At 68.7% G+C, this 15,914-nt stretch carries 11 protein-coding genes; 7 read left to right on the top strand and 4 right to left on the bottom strand.

Annotated elements, in window-relative coordinates; genetic code table 11:
- Positions 1 to 25 precede the first annotated feature (25 nt).
- Positions 26 to 1,441 carry an MFS transporter gene (locus RGI145_RS17045; protein ID WP_249024819.1) on the top strand — a complete coding sequence of 472 codons (1,416 nt, stop codon included), beginning with the start codon at positions 26 to 28 and terminating at the stop codon, positions 1,439 to 1,441.
- 49 nt (positions 1,442 to 1,490) lie between these two features.
- Here RGI145_RS17045 and murJ read toward each other — a convergent pair whose 3' ends face one another.
- A complete protein-coding gene (gene murJ, locus RGI145_RS17040; RefSeq protein ID WP_075799300.1) occupies positions 1,491 to 3,041 on the bottom strand; it encodes a murein biosynthesis integral membrane protein MurJ in 1,551 nt (516 codons plus the stop codon).
- 230 nt (positions 3,042 to 3,271) lie between these two features.
- Positions 3,272 to 4,273 carry a tryptophan--tRNA ligase gene (trpS, locus tag RGI145_RS17035; RefSeq protein WP_075799299.1) on the bottom strand — a complete coding sequence of 334 codons (1,002 nt, stop codon included), beginning with the start codon at positions 4,271 to 4,273 and terminating at the stop codon, positions 3,272 to 3,274.
- Between the two features lie 389 nt (positions 4,274 to 4,662).
- On the opposite strand from trpS, the gene RGI145_RS17030 reads away from it, so the two are divergent.
- Positions 4,663 to 6,084, top strand: a complete 1,422-nt coding sequence (locus RGI145_RS17030; RefSeq protein WP_075799298.1) for a M20 family metallopeptidase — start codon at positions 4,663 to 4,665, stop codon at positions 6,082 to 6,084.
- Positions 6,085 to 6,284: 200 nt separating this feature from the next.
- Here RGI145_RS17030 and RGI145_RS17025 read toward each other — a convergent pair whose 3' ends face one another.
- On the bottom strand, positions 6,285 to 7,775 hold the full coding sequence (locus tag RGI145_RS17025; protein ID WP_075799297.1) for an MmgE/PrpD family protein: 1,491 nt from the start codon (positions 7,773 to 7,775) through the stop codon (positions 6,285 to 6,287).
- A 231-nt stretch (positions 7,776 to 8,006) separates the two neighbouring features.
- Here RGI145_RS17025 and RGI145_RS17020 point away from each other — a divergent pair, with 231 nt between their 5' ends.
- The 4 genes from RGI145_RS17020 (at position 8,007) to RGI145_RS17005 (ending at position 11,667) form a co-directional block, all read left to right on the top strand.
- Complete coding sequence (locus tag RGI145_RS17020) at positions 8,007 to 8,765, top strand: FCD domain-containing protein (protein WP_237183116.1); 759 nt, start codon at positions 8,007 to 8,009, stop codon at positions 8,763 to 8,765.
- A gap of 115 nt (positions 8,766 to 8,880) precedes the next feature.
- Positions 8,881 to 9,699 (top strand): shikimate 5-dehydrogenase, encoded by an 819-nt coding sequence (locus tag RGI145_RS17015; protein WP_075799296.1) that lies wholly within the window; start codon positions 8,881 to 8,883, stop codon positions 9,697 to 9,699.
- Positions 9,700 to 9,712: 13 nt separating this feature from the next.
- A complete protein-coding gene (locus tag RGI145_RS17010; protein ID WP_075799295.1) occupies positions 9,713 to 10,327 on the top strand; it encodes a pyridoxamine 5'-phosphate oxidase family protein in 615 nt (204 codons plus the stop codon).
- A gap of 359 nt (positions 10,328 to 10,686) precedes the next feature.
- Positions 10,687 to 11,667 carry a M10 family metallopeptidase C-terminal domain-containing protein gene (locus RGI145_RS17005; protein WP_075799294.1) on the top strand — a complete coding sequence of 327 codons (981 nt, stop codon included), beginning with the start codon at positions 10,687 to 10,689 and terminating at the stop codon, positions 11,665 to 11,667.
- A 263-nt stretch (positions 11,668 to 11,930) separates the two neighbouring features.
- Here the strand turns inward: RGI145_RS17005 and RGI145_RS17000 are convergent, their stop codons facing one another.
- A complete protein-coding gene (locus tag RGI145_RS17000; protein ID WP_156878583.1) occupies positions 11,931 to 13,205 on the bottom strand; it encodes an arabinose transporter in 1,275 nt (424 codons plus the stop codon).
- A gap of 374 nt (positions 13,206 to 13,579) precedes the next feature.
- Between RGI145_RS17000 and RGI145_RS16995 the strand changes: the two genes are divergently transcribed.
- Positions 13,580 to 15,874, top strand: a complete 2,295-nt coding sequence (locus tag RGI145_RS16995) for a TonB-dependent siderophore receptor (RefSeq protein WP_075799293.1) — start codon at positions 13,580 to 13,582, stop codon at positions 15,872 to 15,874.
- Positions 15,875 to 15,914: the final 40 nt, after the last annotated feature.

Genomic DNA, 15,914 nt, shown 5'->3' with positions numbered 1-15,914 from the left:
CAGGGGAGGGGGCCATGGAACCCGCATGAACGTATCCGAGCATCCCGCTGCCGTACGCCCCGCTCCCCCTCCCGCCGCCTCGCACCCCGACGGCCTGCCGATGCCCCGCCGCCTCTGGGCGGTCGTGGCCATCGCGCTCTCCATCACCATGGCCGTGCTGGACGGCGCCATCGCCAATGTCGCCCTGCCCACATTGTCGGAGGAGCTCGGCGTCGCGCCCTCGGCCTCGATCTGGGTGGTCAACGCTTACCAGCTCGTCATCACCATCTCGCTGCTGCCGCTCGCCTCGCTGGGCGAGATCCTGGGCTACCGCCGCATCTACCTCGTCGGCCTCGTCGTCTTCACCATCGCCTCAGCCGCCTGCGCCCTTTCCGACACGCTGCTGACGCTGACGCTGTGGCGCGTGGTGCAGGGGCTCGGCGCCTCGGGCGTCATGGCCGTCAACGCCGCGCTGATCCGCTTCACCTATCCGCACAGCCAGCTCGGCCGCGGCATCGGCGTCAACGCCCTGGTGGTCGCCGTCTCCTCCGCCATCGGCCCCACCGTCGCCAGCGCCATCCTGGCCGTCGCGAGCTGGCCCTGGCTCTTCGCCGTCAATGTGCCCATCGGCATCCTGGCCCTGCTCATCGGCTGGCGCAGCCTGCCGCACTCGCCCCTCTCGAAGCGCCGCTTCGACACGGCCAGCGCGCTGCTCTGCGCCATCACCTTCGGCCTGCTCATCATGGCCCTGGACGGCATCGCCCATGGCGAGGGCCTGGGCCTGTCCGGCCTCCTCCTCGCCGTGGCCATCGGCGCCGGCGTGGCCCTGGTGCTGCGCCAGCTCAGCATGACGGCGCCGCTGCTGCCGGTGGACCTGATGCGCATCCCGCTCTTCGCGCTTTCGGTCAGCACCTCCGTCTGCTCCTTCCTGGCACAGATGCTGGCCTTCGCCAGCCTGCCCTTCCTGCTGCAGACGCAGCTTGGCTTCACCGCCGTGGAGACCGGGCTGATGATGACGCCCTGGCCCCTCGCCACCGCCGTCCTCGCCCCCATCGCCGGGCGCCTGGCGGACCGGCACAATCCCGGCCTGCTCGGCGCCCTGGGCCTCGCCGCCTTCGCCGCCGGCCTCGCCGCCCTGGCCCTGCTGCCGGCCCACCCCTCCGCCGCCGACATCGCCTGGCGCATGGCCCTGGCCGGGGCGGGCTTCGGCCTGTTCCAGTCGCCCAACAACCGCGCCATGATCGGTTCCGCGCCACGCGAACGGGCCGGCGGCGCGGGCGGCATGCTCTCCACCGCCCGCCTGCTCGGCCAGACCGTCGGCGCCGCCTGCGTGGCCCTCGTCCTGGCCCGCTTCGGCGACCACGGCCCGGTCGTCGCCCTGGGCCTCGGCGCCACCGCCGCCATCCTGGCCGCCATCGTCAGCAGCCTCCGCATGCTGCCCGGCACCGTCCGGCGGGCCTGACCTACGGAAGGCACCGCCTTCCCCCTCCGGAGGGCAGCGCGGCGCCGGATCAGGCCACGGCGGCGGCGGCCTTGCCCTTCCGGCGCCGGAGGTTCCGCAGATCGCGCAGGTCCAGCGCCCCGAGGAGGTGGGCGGACCCGAAATAGGTGGCCATGCCCACGGCGACCAGCAGCAGGAGGCGGACCACGCGCAGGCTCTCGGCGGGGAAGAGCAGGGTGGAGAGGCCCCAGAGGACCAGCGTCATCACCCCGGCCGCCAGCACCATGCGGGGCACGCGGTTGCGCAGCCGCCGGTCCGGGTGCCAGGCGCCGCTCCGGTGCAGCAGGAAGGCCAGGGCGCCCGCATTGACCCAGGCGGCGATGCAGGTGGCGAGCGCCACGCCGACATGGGCCAGGAACTGGATCAGGATCAGGTTCAGCACGAGGTTCAGGATCACCACGGCGATGCCGATCCGCACCGGGGTGCTGGTGTCGCCGCGCGCGAAGAAGCCGGGTGCGAAGGCCTTCACCAGCACGAAGGCCGGCAGGCCGACCGAATAGGCGGCCAGGGCATGGGCAGTGGCGGCAGCGGCATCGGCCCCGAAGGCGCCGCGCTCGAAGAGGGCCTGCACGATCGGGCCGGCGGTGATCCACTGCGCCGCCGCCGCCGGGATGGCCAGTGCCAGGGAGAATTCCACCGCCCGGTTGAGTGTTCGGTGCGCCGAGAGCGGCTGCCGGGTGCGGAACTGCCGCGCCAGCATGGGCAGCAGGGCGGTGCCGACCGCCGCGCCGATCACCCCCAGCGGCAACTGCGCCACCCGGTCGGCATAGTAGAGGTAGGACACCGCGCCGGCCGGCAGCAGAGTGGCGATCAGCGTGTCGATGGCGAGGTTGAGCTGGGTGACGCCGGCGCCGAGGACGCCCGGCAGCATGCGCCAGAGCACGGTCTTCACATCGGGCGTCAGGCGAGGGACGCGCGGCAGCAGGAGCATGCCCTTCCGTGCCGCGACGACCCAGACCATGGCGAGCTGCGCGATGCCGGAGGCCATGACGCCCCAGGACTGGGCATGGCCCGGCGTGGCGACATAGGGCGTGAGGCCCAGCAGCGCCACCATGGCGAAGAGGTTGAACAGGATCGGCGCCGCCGCCGCCGCGGAAAAGCTGCCCAGCCCGTTCAGCACGCCCGAGACCAGCGCGGTCAGGCAGATGAAGAACAAATAGGGGAAGGTGATCCGCGTCATCTCGAGCGTCAGCTCCCAGCGCAGCGGATCGTCGTTGAAGCCGGCGGCCAGGACCGTCAGCACCTGCGGCATGAAGATCCAGCCCAGCACGGTCAGCAGGGCCAGCCAGAGGGCGAGGAGGGTGCCCATGCGCTCCGCCAGCAGGCGGGCGGCCGCGGGGCCTTCCGCCGACAGCGTGGCGGAGAAGGCCGGGACGAAGGCGGCGTTGAAGGCCCCCTCGCCGAACAGGCGGCGGAACAGGTTGGGCAGCTTCAGCGCCACGAAGAAGGCGTCGGCCACCGGGCCCGCGCCCATGATGGCGGCCACCAGCATGTCGCGCGCGAAGCCCAGGATGCGGCTGAGCAGCGTCCAGGCGCCGACGGTGAGGATGCCTCGGAGCATGTGTGGGGCGCGTTCCCTCTGTGCCGAAACGCGCGTGATACAGGTCCCGCGATGCGAGAAACAGCCCATGGCCGGATCGCGGGGTCAGCGGCGGTTCCGCAGACCGGCGCCCGCCCCTGGCGAGGCCACGGATTCGCCAGGGGCGGGACGTGTTTGTTAAATCTTCGTATTCTTCGCCGTCCGGGAGGAACGGCGTCCCGGCGGGGGAGGGGGCCGGCGGCCCCCTTCGCTCAGCGGGCCGGCAGGAAGCCGACCAGCTCCTCCGCCCGGCGCACGATCGGGTCGGCGATGCCGGCGGCCTTCCCGGCGCCCCGGCGCAGCGCGGCATCCACGGTGGCCGGATCGTCCAGCAGCCGCTTCATCTCCGCCTGGATGGGCGAGAGCTTCGCCACCAGCGCCTCGGCCAGCACCTCCTTGAAGGCGCCGAAGCCCTTGCCGCCATGCTCGGACAGCACCGCATCCGCCGTGCTGTCGGTGATGGCGGCCAGGATGCCGACGAGGTTGCGCGCCTCGGGCCGCGCCTCCAGGCCCCGGGTCTCGGAGGGCAGGGGCTCGGGATCGGTCTTGGCGCGGCGGATCTTCAGCGCCACCGTGTCGGCATCGTCGGTCAGGTTGATGCGCGACTGGTCGGAGGGGTCCGACTTCGACATCTTCTTGCTGCCGTCGCGCAGGCTCATCACCCGCGCCGCCACGCCCTGGATCAGCGGCTCGATGGTGGGGAAGAACTCCACTCCGTAGTCGTGGTTGAACTTCTGCGCGATGTCGTTGGCCAGTTCCAGGTGCTGCTTCTGGTCGTCGCCCACCGGCACCTGGGTGGCGTGATAGGCGTGGATGTCGGCCGCCATCAGGTTCGGATAGACATAGAGGCCGACCGAGGCGCCCTCGCGGTCCTTGCCCGCCTTGTCCTTGAACTGCGTCATGCGGTTCAGCCAGCCGATGCGGGCCACGCAGTTGAAGATCCAGGCCAGCCGCGCATGGGCGGGGACATGGCTCTGCACGAAGAGGATGCAGCGCTCCGGGTCCAGGCCGCAGGCGATCAGCGCCGCCGCCATCTCGCGCGTTTGCCGCGCCAGCTCCTTCGGGTCCTGCCACACGGTGATGGCGTGCTGGTCCACCACGCAGAAGAGCGAGGCGTCGCCGTTCTGCATCGGCACCCAGTTGCGGATGGCGCCGAGATAGTTGCCGAGGGTGGGAATGCCGGAGGGCTGGATGCCCGAGAAAACACGCTGCATCGGGGGTGGAGACCGGAGCTCTTGTTGATGGAACGGCGGTCTTCCGCCCCCGGCGCCCCGGCGTCAAGGGCGAGGCGCCTCCGGACGGCTCGGGAGGAGGGGCGCCCGGACGGGAAAAGCGGCCGTGGTCCCATGGCGGGGCCGCAACCTGGCACGGGATATGCTCGGCCGGTGCCAGGCAGCCGGATCGTTCCGGCAGGGAAGCATGGGTTCACGGAACGGGCGTCCCCTGCCAGCCTTCGCTCCGGCATCCGCACGATCCGACCGGACCATCCGACCGGACCATCCGAATGGCCCATCCGAATGGCCCATCACGACGCGACAGACCGGCCGCCGGGCCAGGGCACGGAAACAGGGTCGGAACCCGGCGCCGCAGGAGAGGATAGGGCATGAAGAATTCCGAGCAGATCTGGCAGCTCGTCGAGAACCACCGCGAGGCCTTCGAAGGCCTCAGCGACCGGGTCTGGGAGATGCCGGAGCTGAACTTCCAGGAGAAGCGCTCGGCGGCAGAGCATGTCGCCATGCTCCGGGAGAAGGGCTTCCGTGTCACCGAGGGCCTCGCCGGCATTCCCACAGCGGTGGTGGGCGAGGCGGGCGAGGAAGGACCGGTGATCGCCATCCTCGGCGAGTACGACGCGCTGCCCGGGTTGAGCCAGGAGGCCGGGGTAGCGGAGCACAGCCCGCGCCCCGGCGAGCATGCGGGCCATGGCTGCGGCCATAACCTGCTGGGTGCCGGCGCCATGCTGGCCGCCGCCGCGGTGAAGGACTGGCTGGCGGCGAACGGGGTGAAGGGCCGCGTGCGCTACTACGGCTGCCCGGCGGAGGAAGGCGGCGCGGCCAAGACCTTCATGGTGCGCGACGGCGTCTTCGACGACGTGGACATCGCCATCTCCTGGCACCCGGCGCCCTTCTCCGGCGTGAACCCGGCGCATTCCCTGGCGATCCTGCAGGTGGACTACAGCTTCACCGGCCGTTCCTCCCATGCCGCCGCCGCACCGGAGCTGGGCCGTTCGGCGCTGGACGCGGCGGAGTTGATGAACATCGGCGTGAACTACATGCGCGAGCACATGCCGAGCAGCGCGCGCATCCACTATGCCTATCTCGATGCCGGCGGCATCGCGCCGAACGTGGTGCAGGGCGCGGCGAAGATCCGCTACCTGATCCGCGCCGCCGAGCTGCCGGAGCTGCGCAAGCTGGCGGAGCGGGTGGAGAGAATTGCCCAGGGCGCCGCGCTGATGACCGAGACCACGGCGGCATCCCGCGTGGTGAGCGGCATGAGCAACCTGCTAGCCAACACGCCGCTGGAAAGGGCGATGTACGACAATTTCCAGCGCCTGGGTGCGCCGGAATTCGACGAAGCCGACCGCGACTTCGCCCGCGCCATCCAGCGGACCGTGCGGCAGGAGGACATCGTGGCCGCGCATCGCCGCTTCGGCCTGCCGGTGACGGAGGCGCCGCTCTGCGACCGCATCGCGCCGATCGACGCGCCGCCGCCGCCCAGCATGGGTTCCACCGATGTCGGCGACGTCTCCTGGGCCGTGCCGACGGTGCAGGCGCGGGGCGCGACCTATGCCATCGGCACGCCGGGGCATTCCTGGCAGCTCACGGCCCAGGGCAAAACGCCCTATGCGCACAAGGGCATGGTGCATGTGGCCAAGGTGATGGCCGGCACGGCGGTCGATGTGCTGCGGAGCCCGGACCTGCTGGCCCAGGCCAAGGCCGACCACCAGGCGCGGCTGGCGCGCACGCCCTATGACTGTCCGCTGCCCGCCGGGATGAAGCCGGTCTTCGACATGGCCGAGGGCGCCTGAAAGGGCGCGGCCGGGAAGGAGGCACGGGAAAGGCCGGGCCTCCTTCCCGGCAGGGCCGTGCAGGCTGGGGACGGGCCCATGACCGGTACAGGCCGGAGTTCCACCGGCACCATGGACGGGGCGCGGTGCCAGGTGGCAAGCCCTTCGGTGGCCCGCATCCAGCGTCCCCGCCGGAGGAGGGGCTGTCAGGCTTCGCTTGTTTAAGCCGCTGCCCCCATGCGGCCGATCTCACCCGCATCCTGCAGGCTCCACGCCTTCCAGCAGAGGTCCAGGAGCTGCCTGCTGCGATCCGCGGGAAGAATGCCTTCGGTCTGGCCCATGAATTTCTCGACGAGCTGTTGATCGGACATGGGATGCAGTTGGCTTCCCACGGCGTGCTCGACGAAGACATGCATCGTGCGGCCGTCGTTGAGCGTCACGACCATGTCCGCCTGATCCGGCTTGATGGCAGGGTCCACCGTGGCTTCGACCTTCTTGCGCAAGCTCGCGACGGTGGGGTCCTTCACGGCGGCATCGGTGAAAGCCTGTTCACCCGCGCGGCCCGTGACCAGCGCGACAGCCACGGCATGGAAGATGCTGAACTTGCCTTCCAGGCCGGTGCGTGGCTCGGTCTTGCCCATGAGGTTGAGCACGAGCGGGTGGACCTTCAGCGCCACGGAACGGATGTCCCCGGGTTTGGGGCTGTTGGCGTTGCGCAGCTGGATGGCAGCGTCGATCGAAGGGTGGGCAACGATACCACAGGCGAAGGGCTTGTAGGTGTTCAGCGCCAGTTCGTATCGCTCGCCCAGCTCCCCCGTCACCTCATCCCAGTTGCGCCGTGTGCTCAGTGCCTGTCCCCAGCCGTCGAAGCCTTCGATCGCCACATCCGAGGCGGTATAGCCTTGCTGTGCCAGCAGGGCCGCGATCATCCCGTTCTGCGCGGCCCTGCCGGGATGGAAGCTCTTCGTGTCGGTGCCGAACTGCACCTTCAGCCCCACCGGCTGCGTCGCGGCCAGGCCCATGGCCCAGGTCATGCGCTGTTCATCCAGGCCCAGGACGCGCCCTATGGCGGCCGCGGCGCCGAAGACACCCGTGGTGCCGGTGATGTGCCAACCCATGGCATAGTGTTCGGGGAACACCGAGTTCCCGATCCGGCACTCGATCTCGCATCCCAGGGTCAGCGCATTCATGAAATCCCGGCCCGAGATCGGCCGGAACTGCGCGAAGGCCGTCAGAGCCGAGGCCACCGGCCCCGCCGGATGGATGATGGTCTTGAGATGCGTGTCGTCGAAGTCCAGGACATGGGAACTGATCCCGTTGACCAATGCCGCATTCGGTGCGTCCAGCCGTTCGCCGCGGCCAAACAGACAAGCCTGTTCCGGGCCGGAAAAGGGCTTCAGGGCTGCCACGGCGCGGCCTGGAGCATCCTGGCGTGATCCGCCGACCGCACAGCCCACCCAGTTGAGGAGGGTGCGCGTGGCCTCCTTGCGGACCGCTTCCGGCACCTGATCGGCCGGAGCCGATGTGGCGTAGCGGGCGATGGTCCTGGTAACGGGCGGAGGGGCGGAACCCTTCGGCGCTGTCCCGGTGGCCGTGGCGGATGCGGGTTGGTTGCCGCCCCCGCCCTGCTGCGGCTGCGCAGTCGCCGGGCGTGCAAGGGTGGCCGCGGCAATGGTGCCCATGATGATGTTGCGACGGTCGGTGGCTGTCATGGCGTATCCCTGGGGCGGTTTTCTCGTTGGAAGAACGGCATGCCTGGCTTCTGGCGACCGCCACAGATCGTGCGCGACAGGCCAGGAGCGCATCGCCGATCGCTTCCAGGGCGAAGGGCGGTGCATGTCCTCTGCGCAGAATTATTAGATTGTCGACAATTATTAGATTGTCGACAATAAGACAACTGACAATTGGCTGGAAATGCCCGGCCTGCAATCCTATAGGGCGCTATGCCCGACCCGACCCGTTCGCTGGACCTTCTCCGCTCCCAGACTCTTGCGGGCGCGGTGGAGGAGGACATCATTCGCCGGATCAAGGCAGGCGTCATCGTGGCGGGCGCCAAGCTCAACGAAGCCGATCTGGCTGAATCCATGCAGATCAGCCGGGCGCCGGTGCGTGAGGCGTTTCGCTCGCTCGAAACGGCCGGGCTGGTCCGTTTCGAGAAGAACCGTGGCGTCTACATCCGTGAAATCACGGATGAGGAAGCGGCGGAGCTGTATGCCGTGCGCCGCAACCTGGACGAGATGGCTGGCCGGCTCCTGGCTCCCGGCTTCACCGACCGGCAGGCCAGCGAACTGGCAGGCATGCTGGAGGAACTGGAGGCGGCATCCATGTCAGGCGATGTGGATCGTTACTTTCCGCTCAACATTGCCTTCCATGACCGCCTGATCGAGATGGCGGGCAACAAGACCCTGCTCGGCTTCTATCGGCAGGTCATCGACCGCATGCATCTGCTGCGGCGCCGGGGCTTTGAGACCGATAGCAGCAGCGCCGTATCCCACCAGGAACACTTGGCGATCCTGCGAGCCTTGCAGCTTCGGGATGCCGATGCGGCGTCCCGCGCCATGGGCCAGCACGTCGGCAATGGCTTCGAGCGGACCATTGGCGCCAAGCTGGCCGTCGGAGGGGAGCCTGCCACGGCGCCCGGCGCTGGAATCGCTCCGCGCAAGACGGAGCGCAGACATCGGGCGACAGCGGCGAAGGAATGACGGTTGCCACGGAGCGGCTGGAATCCTTCCATGACGGCATCTGCGCTTCGATCCGGAACTGGTCGCCAGGAAGGTTGGCCACTAGCCTGGGCCGGGCCAAGACAGGAGAGAGCCGGTGCTGCCGACCATCGACAAGGACACGGTGCTTTGCATGTCGCTCTCCGGGCGGCCGGGCAATACGGGCACCCGCTTCCACAACTACCTGTATCGCGAGCTGGGGCTGAACTTCCTCTACAAGGCCTTCACCACGAAGGACCTGCCGGGCGCCATCGCCGGCATCCGGGCCCTGGGTATCCGCGGCTGCGCCGTGTCGATGCCCTTCAAGGAGGCCTGCATTCCTTTCCTGGACAGGCTCACCGACTCCGCGGCGGCGATCCGCTCGGTGAACACCATCGTCAACGACGACGGCCACCTCACCGCCTACAACACGGACTACATCGCGGTGGAAAAGCTGATCGCGCGCCACGCCATTCCGCCCGACACGCCTTTCGCCCTGCGCGGCAGCGGCGGCATGGCCAAGGCGGTGGCCTCGGCGCTGCGCGACGCGGGCTTCCGCCAGGGCACCATCGTCGCGCGCAACGAGGCCACGGGCCGCGCCCTGGCGGAGAGCTGCGGCTATGACTGGCGGGCCGATCTCGGCACGCTGCGCCCCGCCATGCTGGTGAATGTCACGCCGGTCGGCATGGCGGGCGGGCCGGAGGCGGAGGATCTGTCCTTCCCGGAGGCGGCAGTGGCGGCGGCGGAAACCGTCTTCGACGTGGTGGCCCTGCCGGTGGAAACGCCGCTGGTGCGCCTGGCGCGGCGGCTGGGCAAGCGGGTGATCGACGGCGGCGAGGTGATCACCCTCCAAGCGCTGGAGCAGTTCGTGCTCTACACGGGCATCCGCCCGGAGGAGGAGCTGGTTCGCCGCGCCGCCGAATACGCGCGTGGCTGAGAAGGAGCCATCCATGGCATCGCCCGCAACCCCGGATGCGGAGGAAATCCGTGCGCATTACGGCCAGCCCGACCCGCGTGTCGTGGCCAAGCAACTCACCCGGCTGGATCGCCATGCACGGGCCTTCATCGCCCTCTCGCCTTTCCTGGTGATCGCTTCGGCGGATGCGGAGGGGCGCTGCGACGCCACGCCGCGCGGCGACGCGCCGGGCTTCGTCGCCGTGCTGGATGAGGTGACGCTGCTAATCCCCGATCGCATCGGCAACCGGCGCGTGGACACCATGATGAACGTCGCCGGCAATCCGCAACTGGGACTGATCTTCCTCGTCCCCGGTATCAACGAGACGCTGCGCGTGAATGGCCGGGCGGCGATGACGCGGGACGCGGCGCTGCTCGCCCCGCTCGCCGCCCAGGGCAAGCCGCCGCTGGCCGGGCTGCTGGTCACGGTGGAGGAAGTCTTCTTCCATTGCGGCAAGGCCATGATGCGCTCCGGCCTCTGGGACCCGGCGAAACAGGTGCCGCGCGCCTCCTTCCCCTCGCTGGGCCGCATCCTGGCCGACCAGCTGGCCGAGGATGCGGAGCGCAGCGAGGCCTGGATCGCGGAAAGCTACAGCAAGCGGCTTTACTAAGCGGCTGGAAGCCTTCACCCGCAGCGCTTTTATCAGATCCGGGAGGGCTGAGGAGCGACCTCACCCCGCGTCCGTCTTGCAGGGCCCTGCGTGGGGCCTTGGGCGGGGTTGGCATCGGTATCCGGAAGCAGCCAAGTGACTCCTGATCGGGAGGAAGCCGGTATGCGCTCGAATCGGCCGTCTTCCTCCGATCGGATGATGCTTAAGACACCAATAATTCATGTTCGAAAGATCACTGTGTAAACGCGACTTTGCGGCATCGTATCAAGTTTGAGATGTCTCATGAGATTGACGACATCTGCCGGTCATTCAGAAAAGCGCTCCTGACCGCGCCCGACTGGCGGTCTGGGGAGAATCCTGTGGCGAATATCTTTGGTGACGTGAGCGGCACTCTGGGCGGCCAGCAGATTGGCGCGAGCCAGTTCCTGACCGGTACTTCCGTATCCGGCTATGCCCTGAACTACATCTATGGCGACGCCTTCGCGATGAACGGCGCGGCGCATGGCGGCGACGATGTCATCCTCGGCGTTTACGCCACCATCAACAATGAGACCATCTTCGGCGATGCCGGCGTGATGAGCGACTTCAGCATCGGCGGCAACGATCAAATCATCGGCGCGGGCGAGACGGCGTGGACCAACGCCGTCATCTACGGCGATGCCAACCGGATGACCCGCTTCGCGCATGGCGGCGACGACATGATCATCGGCAGCGCAGCAACGGTCTTCGGCGATGCGCAGACGATGAGCGAGTTCACCGTTGGCGGCAACGACTACATCCTCGGCGGCGCCTACAAGCACGACATCTGGGGTGACGCCCAGCAACTGAGCGGCTTCGCCCAGGGTGGTGACGACGTCATCCTCGGCCGCAGCGGTTATGGTGGCTATTCCGTCTATGGCGATGGCAGCTTGTCCGGCAATGCGCGTGGTGGCAATGACGTCATCACCATCCAGGACAATTCCTATCTCATCGTCTATGGCGACGGCCCACTCTCGGGCTTCGCGCATGGTGGCGACGACGTGATCGTCGGCGGCACCAACGCCAGCAGCCAGATCTGGGGGGATGGCCCGGCGACCGGGCGGTTCACCACCGGGGGCAGCGATACCTTTGTGTTCGGCGAGGGGACGAAGACCAACCGGATCATGGATTTCGAGCACGGCAAGGACAAGATCGACCTGACGGGCTTCAGCAACGTCCATGACTTCGGCCACCTGAACATCACGCATGGCGACCTGAGCGGCTACGGCGACAGCACTGCCAATTCCATTAATCTCGGCAATGGCGCCATCGTCGTGGTCGCCCACACCGAACTGCAGGCCAGCGACTTCATCTTCGCATGAGGCGATGCCCGTGGCGCGACGGCGCCACCGGCTTTTATCGCAGCCTCTGCCCCTGCCTGTTCAGGTGCTCGGTCCATCCGGCCGGATGAAGCGGATTCGGAATGCGGGAGCCAGCCATTCTCGCTGGCTCCCCGGTCGGCCGTATGTCGGTCCTGATGACGCCATGCCATCTGGGCATTGCCCGCGACCCGTTCTCGGTGCGTCCAACCGGAACGTGTTCGCTGTCAGTCCCCTGGTGCGGCGCCAGCGGCGGACCGCAATGTTCAGAAGCCGCTGCCCGTCGGTTCCCGCTGCCCTGACCTGAGCCTCATGGCGAGCACCATCCCCAGTCCCAGCAGGGAGGCCAGGGCAGAGAAGCCGAAGATGGCGGCATAACCCAGGGCATTCGCCACCAGCCCGGCCAGCGGTCCCGTCACGGCATAGGACAGGTCCTGGAAGGCCGCGAAGCCGCCCAGGGCGGTGCCGCGCATCTGCGGCGGCACGCGCTTCACCACTTCCACCCCCAGCGCGGGGAAGACCAGGGAGCAGCCCGCCCCGGTGACGGCGGCGCCAGCCAGGGCGAGGAGCGGGGTCGCCGCGCTCCAGAGCAGGAGCAGCCCGGCGGTTTCGACCACCAGGGAAGCCAGGGCGACAGGGATGCCACCGAAACGGTCCGGCGCATGGCCGCAGACGATGCGCACCAGCACGAAGGCGCCGCCGAAGCAGCTCAGCGCCAGCCCCGCATGCGGCCAGCCCCGGTCGGCGAAGTGCAGCGTGGCGAAGGCGCCGATGGCGGCGAAGCCGATCCCCTGCAGCGCCACGGCGAGGCCCGGAAGGCGGATCCGCCCGATGATGCTCCAGAAGGAACTCCGCGTGCCGCCGACCGGCCGGGTCGCTGCAATGCCCGTGGTCATGGCGAGGGCGAGAAGCGGCAGCAGCAGCGTGGCGAGGCCGACAGCGGCCATTCCACCCCCCGTCACCCCACCCGGGCCGGCGAGCCAGAGCCCGGCCGGCGCCCCGGCGGCGAGGGCGCCGTACATGGCCATTCCCATCCAGGCCAGCACCCGCCCGGTGCGGGGCTGCCCGACCAGGCCGATGCCCCAGGCCAGGGCCCCGATGACGAGCTGGCTTTCCCCGAAGCCCAGCACCAGCCGCCCAGCCATCAGCAGCAGGAGCCGGGGCAGCGCCTCCAGCGGCAGCAGGGCCGAGAGCATGTAGGCCACCCCGGACAGGGCGCAGAAGCCAAGGCCCGATCGCATGGAGCGGCGCGCCCCGGCATGGTCGGCGAGGCGGCCCGCATAGCCGCGGGTCAGGATGGTGGCGACGAACTGGATGCCGATGCCGAGCCCGGCCACGACATTGCCGAAGCCCAACCCGTCATGGACATAGAGCGGGATGACCGGCAGCGGCAGCGCCACGGTCATGTAGGCGAGGAAGACTGCCAGGGCGAGGCGCGGCAGGGATGCCGCATCCGGCGTGCCGCTGGTGGAACGGGTGCCGCCCGGGACAGCGTCATCAAGAGGGGTGGAGCGTGGCGCGGAAGCGCAGGTAGGGTCCATGGGTGTATCCTCTCCGTTCCGTCATGGAGAGGCAGCGGCCCGGCGAGCACGATGCATCCCCATCCGGCACGAGGTCCAGATGTGATGCGTTGGCTCACGTCGAACGCTTACGGCGGCCCATGGAGCGGCCACGCCGGCGATATGCCATGGCGTGGCAGGGGCGAGTCAAGGCGATCCCGCCGGACGCCACCGCATGCGGCGCGCGGCGGCCATGCCGGAAATGGCGATTTGGTCATCTACTGTGTCCTATCAGTGACAATCGGGCGTATCCGCAAGGCCACAGCGAGTCGCTGGCGTGGAGGATATTGAGATCAATTATCAAGTGGCATAGGCGCGGAGGCACATTCTGCCCGCTTGATGGACGCCGCATACACATGGCCCCCCGACCGACCCCGATTCGCCTTCCCTCCCTGGTTTCCTGGCGTGGTCTCCTGCTGACGACCGTCGCCGTGACCGCCCTGGGTCTTCCCACCGCCTTCGCCCAGGATGCGGCGACCGGAACCGCGCCGTCCGGAACCCCGGGCACGGCCGGTGCGAATGTGGCCGCTCAAAGCCAGGCGGCGGATCAGGCGGCGGCCGGCACGCTCACCCTGCCGACCGTGGATGTGCAGGGCACGGCCTGGCGGAGCTGGCAGCCGGTGGACGGCTATGTCGCCCCCGTGGCCACCACGGGCACCAAGACCGACACGCCGCTGATCGAGTCGCCCCAGTCCACCAGCGTCGTCACGCGGCAGCAGATGGACGACCAGGCGTCGCAGACCGTTTCCCAGGCGCTGCGCTACACGCCGGGCGTGCTGTCCGAGATCCGCCCCACCTCGCGCTACGACAGCAACTTCATCCGTGGCTTCGGCGGCCAGGGCGTCGGCGCGGCCTATGTGAACTTCCTCGACGGGCTGCGGCAGCAGCGCGGCGTCTCCTACGCCATCCCCTCGGTCGATCCCTGGCTGCTGGAGCGTATCGAGGTGCTGCGCGGCCCGGCCTCGGTGCTCTACGGCCAGACCGGCTCGGGCGGCATCGTCAACCTCGTCAGCAAGCGCCCGACCGAGACGCCGATCCACGAGGTCCGGCTGGAGGCCGGCAGCCACGCCCGGCTGCAGACCTCCTTCGACTTCGGCGGCAAGCTGACCGAGGATGGCCAGTTCCTCTACCGCCTGACCGGCATCGGGCGCACCAGCAACACGCAGTATGACGGCGTCAAGGACCAGCGCATCGCCATCGCGCCCGCGCTGACCTGGCGGCCGGATGCCGATACCACGCTGACCTTCCTGAGCAGCTACCAGCACGATCCGAACGGCGGCTTCTACAACTTCGTCCCGGCGGCCGGCACGGTGCTGCCGAACCGCAACGGCAAGCTGAAGCCGAGCCTCAACCCGGGCGAGCCCGATTTCGACAAGTACGACCGCACCGTCGCCTCGGTCGGCTACCAGCTGGAGCACCGGCTCGACAGCATCTGGACCGTCCGCCAGAACTTCCGCTACTCGCATATCGATTCCGAGTTCTCGGCGGTCTCCTTCCGCTCCCTCGCCGCGAACCAGCGCACCGCCTCGCGTGCCTCGACGCTGTCGATCGAGCATGCGGACACGCTGGCCCTCGACAACCAGGCGCAGGCTGACTTCAACACCGGGCCGGTGCGCCACACGGTGCTGACCGGCCTCGACTGGTCGCGCAGCTCCGCCAAGCGGCGGCTCGGCCAGGGCACGGCGACCACGCTCGACCTCTTCGCGCCCGTCTATGGCAGTTATATCGCCCGGCCCCAGATCGGCGCCTCCGGCACGACCTACCAGAACACCGACCAGCTCGGCCTCTATGGGCAGGATCAGATGGTCTGGGACCGCTGGCACCTGACGGTGGGCGTGCGCAACGACTGGGCGACCAGCGAGACCTACACCCGTACCTACAGCAGCCGCTCCAGCCAGGACGACAGCAAGTTCACCTGGCGCGCCGGGCTGCTCTATCTCTTCGACAACGGCATCGCGCCCTACGTCAACTACTCCACCTCCTTCCTGCCGAATTCCGGAACCTATTCGCCCTCGCGTGGCGGCAGCGCCTTCAGCCCGACCACGGGCGAGCAGTACGAGGCCGGCGTGAAGTACCAGCCGCCGGGAATGAACAGCTTCATCCAGGTCGCGGCCTATCACATCAAGCAGAAGGACGTGCTGACGCCGGATCCGGTCAACACCAACTACAGCATCCAGACGGGCGAGATCCGCTCGCAGGGCGTCGAGGTCGAGGGCCGCGCCAGCCTGACCAGCAACATCGACTTGATCGGCACCTACAGCTACATCGACGCCGAGGTGACGCGTTCCACCACCGCGAACGTCCAGGGCAAGCGCCCGCAACAGGTGCCCGAGCATATCGCCAGCGCCTGGGCGAACTACCGCTTCACCGACAACATCCTGCGTGGCCTCTCCCTGGGTGCCGGTGTGCGCTATGTCGGCTCGACCTATGGCGACGAGACGAACAGCTTCAAGGTGCCGGACTTCGCCCTGTTCGACGCCGCGGTGCGCTACGACGTCGGCGAGCGCTTCCCGCAGGCCAAGGGCCTGGAGCTGACGCTGAACGCGAACAACATCGCGGACAAGGCCTATGTCTCCAGCTGCTCCTCCTCCACCGCCTGCTACTTCGGCGATCGCCTGCTGGTGATCGGCGGCATCCGGGTGCGCTGGTAAGGGCACCCGCAACCATCCGGCGGGACGGCGCTTCTCCTGG

It is taken from the genome of Roseomonas gilardii (assembly GCF_001941945.1).
GTDB lineage: Bacteria > Pseudomonadota > Alphaproteobacteria > Acetobacterales > Acetobacteraceae > Roseomonas.
Note: the sequence above shows the minus strand (reverse complement) of the source record. Positions and strands in the feature narration are given on the sequence as shown.